Source organism: Orbaceae bacterium BiB, assembly GCA_036251205.1.
Classification (GTDB): domain Bacteria; phylum Pseudomonadota; class Gammaproteobacteria; order Enterobacterales; family Orbaceae; genus Orbus; species Orbus mooreae.
Genome location: CP133958.1, coordinates 1,886,366 through 1,904,400, shown reverse-complemented (window position 1 = coordinate 1,904,400; position 18,035 = coordinate 1,886,366). Strand labels below are relative to the sequence as shown.

Annotated in this window: 13 protein-coding genes and 1 pseudogene; 9 read left to right on the top strand and 5 right to left on the bottom strand. The window is 35.7% G+C overall.

The genetic code is table 11. From position 1 onward, the window contains the following. Nucleotides 1–339: 339 nt before the first annotated feature. Complete coding sequence (locus RHO11_08920) at nucleotides 340–480, bottom strand: hypothetical protein (GenBank protein ID WVD60616.1); 141 nt, start codon at nucleotides 478–480, stop codon at nucleotides 340–342. A gap of 167 nt (nucleotides 481–647) precedes the next feature. After that, nucleotides 648–1,220: an acetate uptake transporter gene (gene satP / locus RHO11_08915; GenBank protein WVD60615.1), complete on the bottom strand. Its 573-nt coding sequence runs from the start codon at nucleotides 1,218–1,220 to the stop codon at nucleotides 648–650. Between the two features lie 236 nt (nucleotides 1,221–1,456). Between satP and dnaK the strand changes: the two genes are divergently transcribed. The 4 genes from dnaK (at nucleotide 1,457) to RHO11_08895 (ending at nucleotide 9,265) form a co-directional block, all read left to right on the top strand. Continuing rightward, on the top strand, nucleotides 1,457–3,370 hold the full coding sequence (dnaK, locus tag RHO11_08910) for a molecular chaperone DnaK (protein WVD60614.1): 1,914 nt from the start codon (nucleotides 1,457–1,459) through the stop codon (nucleotides 3,368–3,370). A gap of 253 nt (nucleotides 3,371–3,623) precedes the next feature. Then, nucleotides 3,624–4,760 (top strand): molecular chaperone DnaJ, encoded by a 1,137-nt coding sequence (dnaJ, locus tag RHO11_08905; GenBank protein ID WVD60613.1) that lies wholly within the window; start codon nucleotides 3,624–3,626, stop codon nucleotides 4,758–4,760. A 238-nt stretch (nucleotides 4,761–4,998) separates the two neighbouring features. Then, a complete protein-coding gene (locus tag RHO11_08900) occupies nucleotides 4,999–6,003 on the top strand; it encodes a substrate-binding domain-containing protein (GenBank protein ID WVD60612.1) in 1,005 nt (334 codons plus the stop codon). A 166-nt stretch (nucleotides 6,004–6,169) separates the two neighbouring features. Next, nucleotides 6,170–9,265: a beta-galactosidase gene (locus RHO11_08895; protein ID WVD60611.1), complete on the top strand. Its 3,096-nt coding sequence runs from the start codon at nucleotides 6,170–6,172 to the stop codon at nucleotides 9,263–9,265. 204 nt (nucleotides 9,266–9,469) lie between these two features. Here RHO11_08895 and RHO11_08890 read toward each other — a convergent pair. Together RHO11_08890 and grcA are read right to left on the bottom strand one after the other, a co-directional pair. Then, nucleotides 9,470–10,696, bottom strand: a pseudogene (locus tag RHO11_08890) (MFS transporter). Nucleotides 10,697–11,016: 320 nt separating this feature from the next. Next, on the bottom strand, nucleotides 11,017–11,400 hold the full coding sequence (gene grcA / locus RHO11_08885) for an autonomous glycyl radical cofactor GrcA (protein ID WVD60610.1): 384 nt from the start codon (nucleotides 11,398–11,400) through the stop codon (nucleotides 11,017–11,019). A 243-nt stretch (nucleotides 11,401–11,643) separates the two neighbouring features. Between grcA and ung the strand changes: the two genes are divergently transcribed. The 4 genes from ung (at nucleotide 11,644) to edd (ending at nucleotide 15,858) form a co-directional block, all read left to right on the top strand. Next, nucleotides 11,644–12,333: a uracil-DNA glycosylase gene (gene ung / locus RHO11_08880; GenBank protein ID WVD60609.1), complete on the top strand. Its 690-nt coding sequence runs from the start codon at nucleotides 11,644–11,646 to the stop codon at nucleotides 12,331–12,333. A gap of 1 nt (nucleotide 12,334) precedes the next feature. Continuing rightward, a complete protein-coding gene (gene gntR / locus RHO11_08875; GenBank protein ID WVD60608.1) occupies nucleotides 12,335–13,333 on the top strand; it encodes a gluconate operon transcriptional repressor GntR in 999 nt (332 codons plus the stop codon). Nucleotides 13,334–13,453: 120 nt separating this feature from the next. Further along, nucleotides 13,454–13,981: a gluconokinase, GntK/IdnK-type gene (locus tag RHO11_08870; protein ID WVD60607.1), complete on the top strand. Its 528-nt coding sequence runs from the start codon at nucleotides 13,454–13,456 to the stop codon at nucleotides 13,979–13,981. Between the two features lie 71 nt (nucleotides 13,982–14,052). Next, a complete protein-coding gene (gene edd, locus RHO11_08865; GenBank protein WVD60606.1) occupies nucleotides 14,053–15,858 on the top strand; it encodes a phosphogluconate dehydratase in 1,806 nt (601 codons plus the stop codon). A gap of 169 nt (nucleotides 15,859–16,027) precedes the next feature. On the opposite strand, the gene RHO11_08860 is transcribed toward edd, so the two are convergent. Further along, entirely contained in the window at nucleotides 16,028–16,666 is a 639-nt protein-coding gene (locus RHO11_08860) for a 4'-phosphopantetheinyl transferase superfamily protein (GenBank protein WVD60605.1), read from the bottom strand. Between the two features lie 139 nt (nucleotides 16,667–16,805). Between RHO11_08860 and metC the strand changes: the two genes are divergently transcribed. Further along, on the top strand, nucleotides 16,806–18,035 hold the full coding sequence (metC, locus tag RHO11_08855) for a cystathionine beta-lyase (protein WVD60604.1): 1,230 nt from the start codon (nucleotides 16,806–16,808) through the stop codon (nucleotides 18,033–18,035).

The following is an 18,035-nucleotide window of genomic DNA, read 5'->3' as shown; positions in this document are numbered from 1 at the left end:
AGATACCGTTAGTGAATACGGACCACCACAAGTAGTTGGTTGACTATTTAGCGCTGTAATTACTTCACCATTATTTTTCCAAACAGCTTTAATGGAACCATCAATCGTTCCAGGAGTATCTCCATCATAGTCATATGATTTATAATAAGTTGCTAGTGATGAGAAACTACGGTCTTGATTATCAGCAGTGATTGCTTTAGTTACAATATCATTAAATGTTTTTCCTACCGGAAAATCGATCGATTTACTTGCTGAACTTGGTAATATAGTCGAAGTGCCACTATCGTTTGGTACACTTATCGTTAAAAATTCATCTGATGTAAGAATGATATTATTTTTTTAAATATCCCATATATATGGTGATTGACCTTGTATTGTCAGTGATGTTTGTGCTTTGATAGCTAAGGCATTGATTGGCAATATGGCTGTTATAATAATGGGTAATGATTTAAAGATAGATAATTTTTTCCTGTTTTCCATTGTTTACTCTTAATCTATTTTTATAAAATTTTTATTAGAGGCGTCGATTGTAATTATAAAAATAAATTATTCAATAAAACTATTGTTAAGTAATGATGAAAAAAAGAACAGAAATAGTTAAAATATTAAGGGAATTAAGCATTCCCTTAATTTAATTTTATTGCTAACTATTTATTTTTAGGCGCACCAATTGGTAAAATTGTTCGGCCATATTGTTCATTTAGAACTTCAGCCATTGCTAAATAGATTGCACTTGCACCACAAATAATACCTTCAAAACCAGCGATATTAATAATTGTATGGTTATCAGCGATATTACCAATAGCAAGTAAAGCAAATAGAATAGTTAAGCTACCAAATACAAACTGTAGTCCTTTATTTGCTTTAAGAGTACCGATAAACATAAATGCTGTGAAAATTCCCCATAATGCTAAAAAGATTCCAAGAAATACTTTATCTGTTGGTGCGGTTGCCGCTGATGTCGGTAAATACCAGATACCAACTAAAGCGATCCAGAAAAAACCATAGGAGGTAAATGCGGTTGTACCAAATGTGTTGCCTTTACGGAATTCTAAGATTCCAGCAATAACTTGTGCAAGTCCACCGTAAAAAATACCCATTGAAACAATCGCTGTTGCAACAGGGAAAAATCCTGCATTATGAATATTTAATAATACTGTTGTCATACCAAATCCCATTAAACCTAATGGTCCTGGGTTGGCTAATTTAATGTTTTCCATAAAATCCTACTGATAATAAGTGTAGTTAGTGTTTTTAAGCGCTGCAATAATAAGGGTAGAGACACTATCAATCAATAGGCATTGAAAAAAAATTTAATTTTTCCCCTTGATATTATTAATAACGATCCCATTTATGTGGAAACAGAATATTTCCTTGTAAATATTGAGGGCTTGAAAAAAAATATTTAAGACCTATATACAAGAAATAAAATACAGGTTTCTAGGAGAAGATTATTATGGGTAAAATTATTGGTATTGATTTAGGTACAACAAATTCATGTGTTGCAGTAATGGATAATGGTCAGGCTAAAGTATTAGAAAATGCTGAAGGTGATCGCACAACCCCATCGATTATTGCTTATACTCAAGATGGTGAAATTTTAGTTGGTCAACCAGCTAAACGTCAGGCTGTAACTAATCCACAAAATACATTATTTGCTATTAAACGTTTAATTGGTCGTCGTTATGAAGATGCTGAAGTTCAACGTGATGTAAGCATCATGCCTTACAAAATTGTTAAAGCAGATAATGGTGATGCTTGGGTTGATATTAAAGGCCAAAAAATTGCTCCACCACAAATTTCAGCTGAAGTATTAAAGAAAATGAAAAAAACAGCAGAAGATTATCTTGGTGAAGCGGTAACTGAAGCGGTAATTACAGTACCGGCTTACTTTAACGATGCTCAGCGTCAAGCAACAAAAGATGCTGGTCGTATTGCTGGTCTAGAAGTTAAACGTATTATTAATGAACCAACAGCAGCTGCGCTTGCTTATGGTTTAGATAAAGATGTTGGTAACCGTACTATTGCTGTTTATGACTTAGGTGGTGGTACATTTGATATCTCTATTATCGAAATTGATGATGTTGATGGTGAAAAAACATTTGAAGTATTAGCAACAAATGGTGATACTCATTTAGGTGGTGAAGATTTCGATTCACGTCTAATCAACTATTTAGTTGAAGAATTTAAACGTGAGCAAGGTTTCGATCTTAAAAATGATCCATTAGCGATGCAACGTTTAAAAGAAGCGGCTGAAAAAGCCAAAATTGAATTATCATCAGCACAACAAACTGATATCAATTTACCGTATATCACTGCTGATGCAACTGGTCCAAAACACTTAAATATTAAAGTGACACGAGCTAAATTAGAATCTTTAGTTGAAGATTTAGTTAAACGTTCAATGGATCCGGTAAAAACTGCGTTAAAAGATGCTGGCTTATCAGTTTCTGATATCCAAGATGTGATTTTAGTTGGTGGTCAGACTCGTATGCCGATGGTTCAAAAAGTTGTTGCAGACTTCTTTGGTAAAGAACCACGTAAAGATGTTAACCCTGATGAAGCAGTAGCAGTTGGTGCGGCAGTTCAAGGTGGTGTACTTGGCGGTGATGTTAAAGATGTATTATTACTTGATGTAACACCATTATCATTAGGTATTGAAACCATGGGTAGTGTGATGACTCCGTTAATCGAGAAAAACACCACTATTCCAACTAAACATAGTCAAGTATTCTCAACCGCGGATGATAACCAATCTGCAGTAACAATACATGTGTTACAAGGTGAGCGTAAACGTGCGAGTGATAATAAATCATTAGGTCAGTTTAATCTTGATGGTATTCAACCGGCACCACGTGGTACACCACAAATTGAAGTAACATTTGATATTGATGCTGATGGTATTTTACATGTATCAGCAAAAGATAAAAATACGGGTCGTGAGCAAAACATTACCATTAAAGCCTCTTCTGGTTTAAGTGAAGAAGAGATTCAAAAAATGGTTCGTGATGCAGAAGTGAATGCTGAAGCAGATCGTAAGTTTGAAGAGTTAGCACAAATTCGTAACCAAGCGGATCACCTTGTTCACTCAACACGTAAACAAGTATCTGAAGCTGGCGATCAATTACCTGCTGATGATAAAAAAGCGATTGAAGAAGCGGTAAATGCGTTAGAAATCGCAGCTCGTGGTGAAGACAAAGCGGATATTGAAGCTAAAATTCAAGCATTAGTTGAAGCATCGAAAAAATTATTAGAGATGGCTCAACAACAAGCTGGTGGTCAACAGACTAGTGATGCAGGAAATAGCAGTGCTAAAGCAGAAGATGACGTTGTTGATGCTGATTTTAAAGAAGTTGATGACAATAAATAATAATGCGCTATTGTCTAAAAGTTATCTCTGATAGCTGATTAGGTAAATCATAAAAACGGGCAAGGGGTAACTCAAGCCCGTTTAGTGTTTTTAAAAAAAGAGTTTAAATTTATTTTATTTATTGAATATGAATAGTGCTATTAATGTAGCACTATTAAATTTAGTGCTTTAGGCTATGAGCCTAAAAATAACTAAACTCACTATAAACACTAAATTATCTTGTAGATAAGTTTAATAAAATTAAAGGATTATTATGGCAAAGAAAGATTATTATGAGGTTTTAGGTGTCAGTAAAGATGCTGATGAGCGAGAGATTAAGAAAGCTTATAAACGCCTTGCCATGAAATATCATCCTGATAAAAATCAGGATAATAAAACTGAAGCAGAAGCTAAATTTAAAGAAGTTAAAGAAGCTTATGAAATTCTAACCGACTCACAGAAGAAAGCAGCCTACGACCAATATGGTCATGCAGCATTTGAACAGGGGGGCGGGCATGGCGGCTTTGGCGGCGGAGGTTTCGGTGGTGGAGCTGATTTTGGCGATGCTTTTGGTGATATTTTTGGTGAGTTCTTTGGTGGTGGTCGAAGTCGTGGTCAATCAGCATCAAGAGGAAATGATTTACAATATAATATCACGCTTACACTTGAGGAAGCCGCTACTGGCGTTTCAAAAGAAATTAAAGTACCAACAGCAGTTGAATGTGATGCTTGTCATGGTAAAGGTGCTGAAAATGCGTCGGATATTAAAACTTGTGATACCTGTCATGGCAGTGGTGTTGTACAAATGCGCCAAGGCTTTTTTGCAGTACAGCAAGAGTGTCCAACATGTCATGGCCGTGGAAAAATAATTAAAAATCCATGTAAGAAATGTCATGGTGAAGGCCGTGTGCAGAAAACAAAAACCTTATCAGTTACTATCCCTGCTGGCGTTGATACTGGTAACAGAATTCGTTTGTCTGGTGAAGGTGAAGCGGGTAAAAATGGTGCGCCATCTGGTGATCTTTATGTTCAGGTTCAGGTAAGACAGCATGCTATTTTTGAACGTGATGGTGTCAATTTGCATTGCGAAATTCCAATTAATATTGTATTAGCTTCCCTTGGTGGTGAAGTCCAAGTTCCAACACTAAGCGGCAAAGTTAGCTTAACTATTCCAGCTGAAACTCAAACAGGCAAAGTATTTAGACTGAAAGGTAAAGGTGTAAAATCTCTTAGAGGCGCAACAATGGGTGATTTATATTGCCATACTGTTGTTGAAACACCGGTTAATTTAACAAGTAAGCAAAAAGAGTTACTAAAAGAGTTTGGGGAAAGCTTAGTTGGTGATAAAGCATCAAAGCATAGCCCAAAAGAGAAGAATTTTTTTGATAAAGTGAAGAAATTTTTTGGTTAGTTAAGTCATTTAAAACATTATCCCTTATTCCTGAGTTATCCTTAGGTATAAGGGATAATTTCTTTCTATATTCTTTTGTAATTTATCCCTTCCTATATCTACAATTTTTTATCGTTACATTATTCTTTAAGATATCGATAACGCTTTATGTTAGACATAATAGATTTGATTTTTATTTGATAATGAATAACACTATAATCATTAATAAGCAGATGAATAACTGATGAGATAATTATTTATGGCAACAATAAAGGATGTCGCAAGGATTGCAAATGTTTCTGTAGCCACCGTGTCTCGTGTGATTAATCATGCTAATAATGTGAGTAGCAGTACGCGTGAAACAGTTGAAAAAGCGATGCTTGCTCTAAATTATTATCCTGATGCTAATGCTCGAGCATTATCACAGCAAGTCACGAATACTATTGGTATTGTTGTTGGTGATGTATCGGATCCCTTTTTTGGCGCAATGGTGAGTGCCGTTGAAAAAGTTGCTTATCAAACTAATAATTTTCTTTTAATCGGTAACAGTTATCATGATGAGCAGCAGGAACGTAATGCTATTGCACAGATGATTGAACATCGATGCTCTGCCCTAGTTGTTCATGCCAAAATGTTAAAAGATGAAGAGCTAATTCGATTAATGGAGCAAGTACCTGGCATGGTATTAATTAATCGTATTGTTCCCCAATATGAATCTCGTTGTATTGCATTAGATGATTATTATGGTTCTTTATTAGCAATACGCCATCTCATTCATAATGGTCACCAGCAAATTGGCTATCTATGTTCAAATCATTATATCTCTGATGCATCTGATCGTTTAAAAGGTTATGAAGATGCACTGATTGAAAACAATATTAATTTTAATCAACGAAATATTGCTTACGGTTCACCAAATGAACAAGGTGGTGAATATGCAATGATGACTTTACTCGAAAGAAATTGTCAGTTAACAGCAATCGCTTGCTACAATGACTCCATGGCTGCAGGTGCTATGTCTGTTTTATATGAAAATGATATTAAAATTCCAGCTGGCGTTTCTATTATTGGTTTTGATGATTTATTATTAGCTCGTTATCTGCATCCTAAATTGACGACTATTCGTTATCCATTACAATCGATGGCTCAACAGGCTGCACAATTAGCATTGGCATTAGCAAAACATGGCGCACCACCAGATAATATTGTCAATCTTTTTGTTCCAACGTTAGTAAAACGTTATTCAGTTCAAATGTTATATTAGTATTTTTAAGTATTGAAATCGGTATTCAAAATACAAAATAAAAATGCGCTTAACTCTTTTTAGAAAATAAATGTATACGTTTACATAAATGTTAACTTGGTCACTTTAATAAATCGCTATTTGTTTATAATGAAGCAAGCAACTAGCTATTTATTAGGGAGATATCATGCTTGATTTAACAACAAATACCTTAGGTGAAATTATCTCGAGAAAAGATTGGAATAATCTATCGATTCTTAGTCTCAATAGATTACCATCTCATCCACCATTTCATAGTTGGCGTAAGCAACAATTAGCTGAATTAAATCAACCATCCGAAAGTATGATTGATTTAAATGGTGAGTGGTTTTTTAGTTATTTTGATAAACCACTTGATGTACCAGAAGATTGGCTTCATAAAGAGTTATCACAAACGACAATTCCTGTTCCTTCAAACTGGCAGTTTCATGGTTATGATACTCCTGTATACACTAATATTCGTTACCCTTTCCCATATAATCCACCTTATGTTCCCGACGATAACCCTACTGGTTGTTACTCTAAATATATCGACATTACTGAGCAGTGGTTAAAGATGGGGAGTCCTCGCATTGTTATTGATGGTGTGAGTAGTGCATTTCATCTGTGGTGTAATGGCCACTGGGTTGGCTATTCTCAAGATAGTCGTTTAGCTGCCGAATTTGATTTAACCCCTTATTTACAAGTGGGTCGTAATCGTATCGCTATTATGGTCTTTAAATGGTGTGATGGAAGTTATCTCGAAGATCAAGACATGTGGCGTTTAAGTGGCATATTTCGGGGTATCTCTTTATTAAGTAAACCACAAAGTTATTTACGTGATGTACAGGTAAAAACGTTACTTGATGCTTGCTATCATAATGCAGTTTTAGATGTCTTAGTCGATGTTACTCATCAACATAATTATGATGATTTAACCGTTCAATTAGGCTTATGGAATGGCACTCGTTTAGTTGCTAATCATGAACAGAAGTTAGGTACGGAGTTAATTGATGAAAAAGGGGCATATCACGATCGGATGATGTGCAAATTGCCCGTTTCATCGCCAAAATTATGGAGTGCTGAAACCCCCAATTTATACCGTTTAGTTATTACCTTAAAAAGTAATAATATTGAAATAGAGTCTGAAGCCTACAATGTTGGTTTCCGACAAGTAGAAATTAAGCATGGACAGTTGATGTTAAATGGTAAGCCTTTATTAATTAAAGGAACTAACCGTCATGAATTCTACCCTGATCAAGGTTATGCGGTAACTAAAGAAGCCATGTTGCACGATATTAAGCTGATTAAACAGCACAATTTTAATGCCGTACGTTGTAGCCATTATCCAAATAATCCAATGTGGTATGATTTGTGTGATGAGTATGGTTTATATGTTGTTGATGAAGCCAATATTGAGTCTCATGGTATGTTCCCAATGTCTCGATTATCTGATGATCCACTCTGGTTTTCCGCTTACAGTGAAAGAGTCACGCGTATGGTTCAACGAGATAGAAATCATGCCTCAATTATCATTTGGTCTCTAGGTAATGAATCGGGTCATGGCGCGACTCATGATGCTCTATATGCTTGGATAAAATCCAATGACCCAACCAGACCAGTTCAGTATGAAGGTGGCGGCGCAAATACAGCTGCAACCGATATTATTTGCCCAATGTATGCCCGAGTTGATGAAGATCAATTGCATCCGAATGTACCAAAATGGTCTATTAAAAAATGGATTAGTTTACCAGATGAGCATCGACCATTAATTCTCTGTGAATACGCTCATGCGATGGGAAATAGCTTAGGTGGGTTCTATAAATATTGGCAGGCTTTTCGTCAATATCCACGTTTACAAGGTGGTTTCATTTGGGAATGGGCTGATCATGGTATTCGTTGTAAGACCGATGATGGAAAAGATTATTGGGCTTATGGTGGTGATTTTGGTGAAGCATATCACGATCGACAATTTTGCTTAGATGGCTTAGTTTTTCCTGATCGACAGCCTCATCCTAGCTTGATTGAAGTTAAAAAAGTACAACAACCTTTTCAGTTTGAATTGTTAAGCCAACAGCCATTAACGATTAAAATTAATAGCGAATATCTATTTCGTCAAACTGATAATGAAGTTTTATGCTGGAATTTACAAGTTGATGGTAAAACAATTTCTGAAAATCAGATTAAATTAGAAATTGATGCCGGTGGTTCGACAATATTAACGTTATTAGATTCTTTGCCTTCAGCGTTACCAGAAGGACACTTATATCTTAATGTTAAAGTAACACAAGTTGCTAAGACAAATTGGTCTAGTGCTGATCATATCGTTGCTTGGGAGCAGTGGCCACTACGTCGAGCATTTTTAGCGACTCAACAATTTACCGATTGTACAAAGAATACTCTCTCATTAAGTGAACAAAATGATTGTTATATGGTTGAAAGCTCAGATCACCGTTGGCAAATAGATAAAAAAACGGGGTGGATTGTTCAATGGTGGAAACAAGGAAAAAGATCTCTCTTATCTGCAATAACTGATCAGTTTGTGCGTGCACCAATTGATAATGATATTGGTATTAGTGGCGATTTTGATAGTAATAACAATCCATTTGCTTGGGTTGAACAATGGAAAGCTGCCGGCTATTATGATTTAGAACATCGATGTATTCAGCTGAAGGCTTATGCTGTTGATAATTGTGTCATCGTGGAATCGATTCATGGTTATTATGTTAAAAACCAGCAAGTACTACAAACCCGTTGGTTGAAACGCTTTATTGGTAATGGTACTTTAGAGCTATCGGTTAATGTTGATATTGCCGATAACATGCCAGCACCTGGTAGAATTGGTTTAGTTTATCAAGTTGAACAGACTCCAGCATCGGTAAATTGGCTGGGTTTGGGCCCACATGAAAATTATCCAGATCGTCAATCTTCAGCTATGTATGGTGATTGGCAGCTACCATTAGCTGAAATGTACACTCCGTATATTTATCCATGTGAGAATGGTCTACGTTGTAATGTTAGCCAATTAGGCTTTAATGATTGGCATATTACTGGTGATATGCAGTTCAATATTAACCAGTTTGGAACTCAGCAACTAACACAATCAACTCATCGTCACTTGTTAGTGAAAGAGCCTGGCGCTTATGTCAGTATTGATGCATATCATATGGGGATTGGTGGTGATGATTCATGGACGCCAAATGTTCATACTGAGTTTTTATTAAATAGAAAACATTATGTTTATCAGTTAGTCATAAAACGTTAGACCGATGTATAAATGAAAAAAGCACTCTTTGTTTTATCATAAATAAAAAAATAACCACCATTAGGTGGTTATTTTTTGATGGAATATTACATTACAATCTTATTTCTCATTCTCTATAATATCTCGATGAGCTTGTATTTCGTTGAATTCATCAGGATTGGTATTTTTTATATTCTGATTTTTTGAGCAAAAAACCGAACGTAGACTACGTCCTGACAGTGTAAATAATGAAATTAAGGTAAAGATAAAGGCGATGCTACCAAGCACTAAATAAGCGCCATGATAGCCCATTGATGTATACATTTTACCGGCTACTGAAGACATAATCATAATCGATACTTGTTTCGCAAAACAGAAAGCGACTAAATATACTGTTGCTGATAGTCGTGCTGGAAAATGTTGGGCAATATATTTAAACGCACTAACAATAAGAATTGGCGCTTCAAACATGTGTAATGTTTTTAGGATAATGACTTCAAAAGGCGTTGTTGCAAAAGCCGAGCCGGTAATACGAATAGACATAATTAAACCGGCAAGTAATAGCGCATTTTTACTGCCAATTTTAAAGACAATGACTGGGGCGATAAACATAACTGCCGCATTGAGTAGTTCGCCTAATGTTGTTACATAGCCAAAAGCTTCACGACCTGATTCTTCAGAGGTAAAAAAGCTGGTAAAGAAGTTGGCAAATTGCTGATCAAACACATCATAGGTACAAGCAACGCCAATAACATATAACATGAAAAACCAAATTTTTGGCATTTTTAATAGTTCAACGACTAAAGCCATTTTAAATGGTTGTTCTTTATTTAGGCCCATTTGATCTATGACATTAGTGGTTGGGGTTTTTAGTGGATTTGCAAATTTAACTAAGATTAATAATAAAAGGGCAAAACCTGAACATAGCCAAAAAACCAGATTAATATTTTTAGAGATCATCAGGCCAACAAATGAGGCACAAATAGCCCAACCAAAGCAACCAAACATTCGAGCTCGTCCAAATTCAAAGCCACTACGTCGACTTATTTTATCAACATAAGCTTCAATTGCAGGAGCTCCTCCATTAAATACCATACCAAGATAAAAGCCCCCGATAATTGAACCTAGCAATATATTGATTTGTAAAAGTGGTCCTAGAATAAAAATAAAGAAAGGTCCAAAAAATACTAAAAGCGTGGTTACAATCCAGAGTAAATTTTTCCTAAGTCCTAATTTATCTGAAATTAATCCAAAAATGGGTTGGAATATTAAGGCAAACATTGATATGAATGAAAATACCAGTCCAGTATCTTCTTGATTGAGGCCATTCATTTTTAACCAAACAGGGAAAAAAGGAAAATAGGCACCCATAATAAAGAAGTAAAAAAAGAAATAAGCACTAAAAATCCAATAGTTTTGATTGTTTAGTACGGAATATTTTTTGGTATTCATGCAATGTATCCTTTTATTAATAGTCTAACAGATTAAGGCTTTTGATAAAGTAAACGATTACATCTAGCTCTATTTCATTTTAACAGGATGGATAATATCATTAATTAGATTTTAAAAGAGTGATCTAGTTATCATTTATGTAATCGGTTACATCGTGTTTTTAATATAGATATTTCTAGAAAATATGAGCTATGAGGTAAATGATTGAAATTGAATCGTGTTAGATTAAAGAGAATATAAGGATAAAATTATTCAATGAGAGGATATTGTAGATAATAAAAAAGCCCGTAATATACGGGCTTTTTTTAATCAGTACAGAATTACATATTAGTTGTAAATGTACGAGCGATAACATCGCGTTGTTGTTCAGCTGTTAATGAGTTAAAACGAACTGCATAACCAGAAACACGAATAGTTAATTGTGGATAATTTTCTGGGTGTTTAACTGCATCTTCTAATGTTTCACGACGTAATACGTTAACATTTAAATGTTGACCACCTTCAACTTTAACTGTTGGTGCTACATCTAATGGAATTTCACGATATTCGAAGTGACCAAGATCTTTAGTTGCAACAACTTGATCTTCTTTGTATTCAGATTTTGCTGCTACACAACGTGCTTCATTTGTTGCGTCATCTAATAGCCAAAAAGAATTTAAAAGAGCGCTGTTATCTGCTTTAGTAATTTGGATACCTGTAATCATTTTTTAATCCTCCTAATTGGGTTTAATTACCCTAATAAATCTAATGATATTATATCAGCTTTAAAATTTGATTTAAATCAAAAAAAACTATTAGTACGATAATTGTTTCCTTTTTAACCAATCAAACCGATATTCAATCTTCTTTATCTATTTATAACAGTTATTATTATTGTTGTTTTTCGGTATAATTATCTACAAATTGTAGCGTGTAAATTATTATTGTAATAAGGTGTGGCATAGATTATGGCAGAGCAGCTAACTTGGCATGATGTAATTGGTTGTGAAAAAGAGAAAGATTACTTTAAGCAAATATTACAATATGTTGATAATGAACGTAGTCGTGGAAAAATTATCTATCCTCCACAGCATGATGTTTTTAATGCATTTCGTTATACACCTTTTGCTGATATTAAAGTTGTGATTTTAGGTCAAGATCCCTATCATGGCCCAAATCAAGCTCATGGTCTCTCTTTTTCAGTGTTACCAGGTGTGAAGACACCACCTTCTTTATTAAATATGTATAAAGAGCTCGCAACTGATATTGCTGGGTTTGAAATTCCTAAGTATGGTTATTTAGGTTATTGGGCTGAACAAGGGGTGTTATTACTCAATAATGTATTAACGGTTGAAAATGGTCAGGCACATTCGCATGCTAAAATAGGCTGGGAAACCTTTACTGATACGGTGATTGAAACCATTAACCAGAATTTAACCGGCGTCGTCTTTTTATTGTGGGGCTCTCCTGCACAAAAAAAAGGTCAGTTTATTGATCGACAAAAACACCACGTTTTAACGGCGGTTCATCCTTCGCCATTATCTGCTCATCGCGGTTTTTTTGGTTGTAAACATTTCTCTAAAGCGAATGAATTTATCATATCTCAGGGTAAACAACCGATTGACTGGCAGCCTCGTTTACCACAAGAGAACCTATAATATGAATAAAAAACGTCGACCCGGTTTAATTGAGATCGCAAATCTTGCTGGTGTCAGCAAAATGACTGTAAGTCGATTTTTGCGAGATGCTAATTTAGTATCGACAACGTTACAAGCCAAAATATCTGCAGCCATTGATAAACTTGGCTATATCCCAAATAAAGCGCCAGATATGCTCTCTAATGCCAAAAGTTATGCGATTGGTGTTGTTTTACCCTCTTTAACCAATCAAGTTTTCGCTGATGTTCTAAAAGGCATTGAGATGATTACCGATGCGAGAGGATATCAAACCATGATTGCCCATACTGGATATAACCAAAGTAAAGAAGAGATGCGGTTACGATCGCTGCTTGGTTATAATATTGATGGCTTAATTTTAACGGAGCGAACGCATAGTCCTGCCACATTAAAAATGCTTGAAATTGCTCATGTACCTGTTGTAGAGATTATGGATAGTGCTACACCTTGTTTTGACATGGCGGTTGGTTTTGATAATTTTTCTGTTACTAAAAAAATGATGCACAGAATGATTGAAAAAGGTCGCAAACATATTATCTATTTTAGTGCTCGCCAAGATGACCGAAGTATTCTTCGTCAAAAAGCCTATGAAGAAGCAATGTTAGAAGCCGGACTCATTCCCTATACTATTGGTACTAAGGAAGCATCTTCTTACTCACTAGGTGCCAAACTATTACAGCAAGCGTTAATAACACATCCTAATATTGATGGTGTTTTTTGTACCAATGATGATTTAGCATTGGGAACACTATTTGAGTGTCAACGTTTAAAAATAGATGTTCCAAAAAAGATAGCGATTGTTGGTTTCCATGGTCATGATGTCGGTCAAGCCATTTCCCCAAAACTTGCATCAATTTTAACACCAAGGATTGAAATGGGGCGAGTTGCTGCAGAGTTATTACTAAAGCGGATTGATGGTGAATCTGTTACAAATAAAATAATTGATTTGCCCGTTAAGTACTTGGATGGCGAAAGTTTATAGTCCTTTTTTGTATTCATAATGTGATGTTTGTCACAAATTTTACTTTTATAAGTTGAATTCCGGTACTATAATAGCTAAAAATGTTACCCGTAACAAGCAAACTTTAGAAGGACTAATTTTATGGAAAAGAACAATAAACATGTTTTTATCTTAATGGGTGTTTCGGGAAGTGGCAAATCTGCTGTCGCTAAACAAGCTGCTTATGATCTTGATGCTGTTTTTTTAGATGGTGATTTTTTACATCCGAAAGCGAATATTTTAAAAATGCGCAGTGGCGTCCCTCTTAATGACGAAGACCGTATGCCTTGGCTAAAATTGATTAGTGATGCTGCATTTGCAATGAGTAATGTTAATCCAGTGTCAATTATTATCTGTTCCGCATTAAAACATAAATATCGTGATATTATTCGTGGTGAAAATGATAACGTCCACTTCATTTATTTAAAAGGAAGTTTTGACGTCATTCAAGAACGGTTACAGAAACGACAAGGACATTATCAAAAAACGGGGATGTTACAGTCACAGTTTGATTCTTTGGAAGAGCCTTCTGCAGATGAAAAAGATGTCTTTGTGGTCAATATCGAGCAGCCATTAGAAAAAGTAATTGCGGATACTGAAGCAATTATTCGTAATGTGTGTAAAGGTTAAAGAGTCATAATTTATCAAGAATTAAATATCTTGTTTTAAAGTAAAACTGTAAAAAGTTTAAGAGGTTATTAATGAATAATACTGTACAAGCTGTAACTCAGCGAATTATTGAACGTTCTAAAAAGACTCGAGCAGCCTATTTGCAAAAAATTGAACATGCTATGTCTAAAAAAGTGAATAGAGCAAGTTTACCTTGTAGTAATTTAGCTCATGGTTTTGCCGCTTGTTGCAGTGCTGATAAAAATGATTTAAAAAATATACTAAAAAGTGATATCGGTATTGTCAGTTCATATAATGATATGTTGTCTGCTCACCGTCCTTATGAATATTATCCCGAACAAATTAAAAAGGTATTACGTGAAACAGGCGCTGTTGGTCAAATGGCTGGTGGTGTACCTGCGATGTGTGATGGTGTAACTCAAGGTGAACCGGGTATGGAGCTCTCTTTGATGAGCCGAGATATTATTGCAATGTCTGTTGCCGTGGCTCTTTCGCACAATATGTTTGATGGCGCATTATATTTAGGTATTTGTGACAAAATTGTCCCGGGCTTATTTGTCGGTGCTATGACGTTTGGTCACTTACCTGCGATATTTGTACCAGCAGGCCCTATGCCATCAGGACTATCTAATAAAGAAAAAGTTAAAATCCGTCAACTTTACTCTGAAGGTAAAGCGACCCGTGAAGATCTGTTAGAATCGGAGTCAGCTTCATACCATACGAGTGGTACATGTACGTTTTATGGTACCGCAAATAGTAATCAAATGGTGATTGAGTTGATGGGACTACATTTACCAGGTGCTGCATTTGTGCATCCAGAAACGGCACTTAGATTCGAATTAACTAATGCTGCAGCAAGACAAATTACTCGTTTAACTGAACAGTCAGGTAATTTTATGCCAGTTGGTAAAATGGTTGATGAAAAAGTGATCGTTAATGGTTTGGTTGCTCTTCTTGCAACGGGCGGCTCAACGAATTTAACGATGCATTTAGTCGCGATGGCAAAAGCAGCTGGAATTATTATCAATTGGGATGATATCTCGGATTTATCTGAGGTTGTTCCTCTACTTTGTAAAATTTATCCAAATGGCCCAGCTGATATTAACTATTTCCAAGCTGCGGGTGGTACATCCGTACTGGTACGTGAGTTACTTGCTGGTGGACTATTACACGAAGATGTTGAAACTGTAGCTGGACATGGATTAACGCGCTATACCAAAGAGCCTATCTTAGAAGATGGTAAGTTAGTTTATCGCGAAGGACCATTAAAATCATTAGATGATAATGTGATAGCTTCAATTGATAAACCGTTTAGCTCTCATGGTGGTTTAAAAGTCATGTCTGGTAATTTAGGCAGAGCTGTAATGAAAACTTCAGCAATCGAACCTGCTCATCAAATTATTAAGGCTCCCGCTGTTGTATTTAATAGTCAGTATGACCTTGAGGCTCAATTTAAAGCTGGTAAATTAGATAAAGACTGTATTGTTGTTGTCCGGTTCCAAGGACCAAGAGCGATCGGTATGCCAGAATTACATAAATTAATTACACCATTAGGTGTATTACAAGATCGTGGCTATAAAGTTGCTTTACTTACTGATGGTCGTCTATCAGGAGCTTCAGGTAAAGTACCAGCTGCAATCCATGTTACACCTGAAGCATATTGTGGTGGATTACTTAATAAAGTACAAGATGGCGATATGATTCTAGTGAATGGTAAAACGGGCGAGATGACATTGTTAGTTGACGAAAAAGAGTTAGCAGCAAGAAAACCGTATGAGATTGATTTAACGCCATCTCATGAGGGATTTGGTCGAGAATTATTTGGTGTTGTCCGTAACAATCTCTCTTCGGCAGAAGAAGGTGCTGTTTGTTTTTAATGGTAGATAGCTTAGTTGCTTTACAATTATAGCCATTTAATTGGGGAATGGAGATATTTCCCCTTTATTTTTCTATTGTGAACAGTTAGCTAGAACCACACGATATTTTATTGAATAGCCCTATTTTTATACTAGAATTAGATCTTACAGTAAGATTTTAACGAAATTATTAATTAATCATTATCTTGTGAATCGGAACTGAACAGCAAACCGATAGATACAGCTGTCTTAATTTTTGATGATATGGATAAAAACTGTCTGCAAATGTAGCTGTAATATCTTGTTGTGGCATGGTAATTGCCATTTCTTTCATTTGCCAAACACCTTTGGCATATACTTTTAATGCTGATTCACGTAGTGTCCAAAGTTTCCAGAAAGCGGCGAGAGGATCGTATTGTTGATTAAGCCAACTGTTTTCTGATGATGAAAAAAATTGTTTTGCAATTTTTTGAATATTTTTACGCGGTCGATCTATCTCAATATCTAATCCCACTAGTCCTTCTGAGCTGATAGCAACTGTAATAAAATCACCGCTATGACTAATATTAAAATCCGGTAGATTCGATTTTTCAAATTTAGGGCGGCTATTATCACCGATTTTTATTTTAGGCAACTGAGCAATATCAAAATATTCGTTTAGTAATTCAGCCAGTAAATAGCGGCAAGCAACAAATTGCTTTTGCCTTTTATGTTCAAAAGTTTCTGCTTGTGTAATAACTTGCTCTGATAATAATGGCGAGGAGAGTAATGCCTCATATGATAAATCATTTAAGTTAGCAGATTGGATAAAAACGAAATTTTTTCGCATGATTACAATTATTAAAAAATTTTTTCTATTTTAACAGATTTTGGTGCGTTGTTTTAAAACATGCTATGCTAATTAGTATTATTTTAGTATATATTTATGAGAATAGATCCCTTTAATCTTCATTTTGCGAGAAGCTAACATGAAATTTCCTAAAGCAACACAGACAACATTAATTAGTGCGGGGCGAAAAAAACGCTATACACAGGGTTCTGTTAATAGTGTAATTCAACGTGCTTCCTCGCTTGTTTTTGAGACCGTTGAGGCCAAAAAAGAGGCTGCTAAAAACCGTACGCAAGGTGCCCTTTATTATGGACGTCGAGGGACTTTAACTCATTTCTCCTTGCAAGATGCAATGTGCGAACTGGAAGGTGGTGCTGGTTGTTACCTTTATCCTTGTGGTGCTGCCGCGGTGACTAATGCTATTTTAGCTTTCGTGAAAGCGGGTGATCATGTTTTGTTGTCAGAGGGCGCTTATGAGCCAACTCATGACTTTTGTGAGCATATCTTAAAGGATCTTGGTATTGAGACGAGCTATTTTCCAGCATTAATTGGCCGATATATTACAAAATATATTCAACCTAATACCAAAGTACTATTTTTAGAGGCGCCGAGTTCAATCACCATGGAGATCCACGACATTCCAGCGATTGTGAGTGCTGCACGTAAAATAAATCCTGACATTATCATTATGATTGATAATACATGGGGTGCCGGCGTGTTATTTAAAGCGCTTGAATTCGGTATTGATATCTCTATCCAAGCGGGTACTAAATATTTAGTTGGTCATTCAGATGCGATGATAGGTACTGCCGTTGCTAATGAACGTTGCTGGCCTCAGTTGCGAGAGCGATCATATCTAATGGGTCAAATGTGTGATGCTGATACTGCATATGTTACAGCCAGAGGATTACGTACATTAGCGGTACGTTTAATGCAGCATCAAAAAAGTAGCTTAAAAGTGGCGAAATGGTTAGCAAAACATCCAAAAGTTGAGCGAGTTAATCATCCTGCACTCTCTAGTTGTAAGGGATACCAATTCTTTAGACGTGATTTTTTAGGCTATAGCGGTCTATTTTCATTTACGTTAACAGAGCGTCTTTCAGAAGTTCAGCTTGCTGATTTTTTAGATGAATTTCAATTATTTTCAATGGCTTATTCTTGGGGTGGCTTTGAGTCATTAATTTTAGCTCATCAACCCGAAGAGATCGCTAAAATAAGGCCGATCAGTGGTGCTAATTTTGAAGGAACATTAATTCGTGTCCATATTGGGCTTGAAGATCCAGATGATTTAATTGCTGATTTATCTGCGGGCTTAGATCGTATTAAGTTTCATAAAAATAAAATTAAAGCGTTGCAATCTCTAGTATAA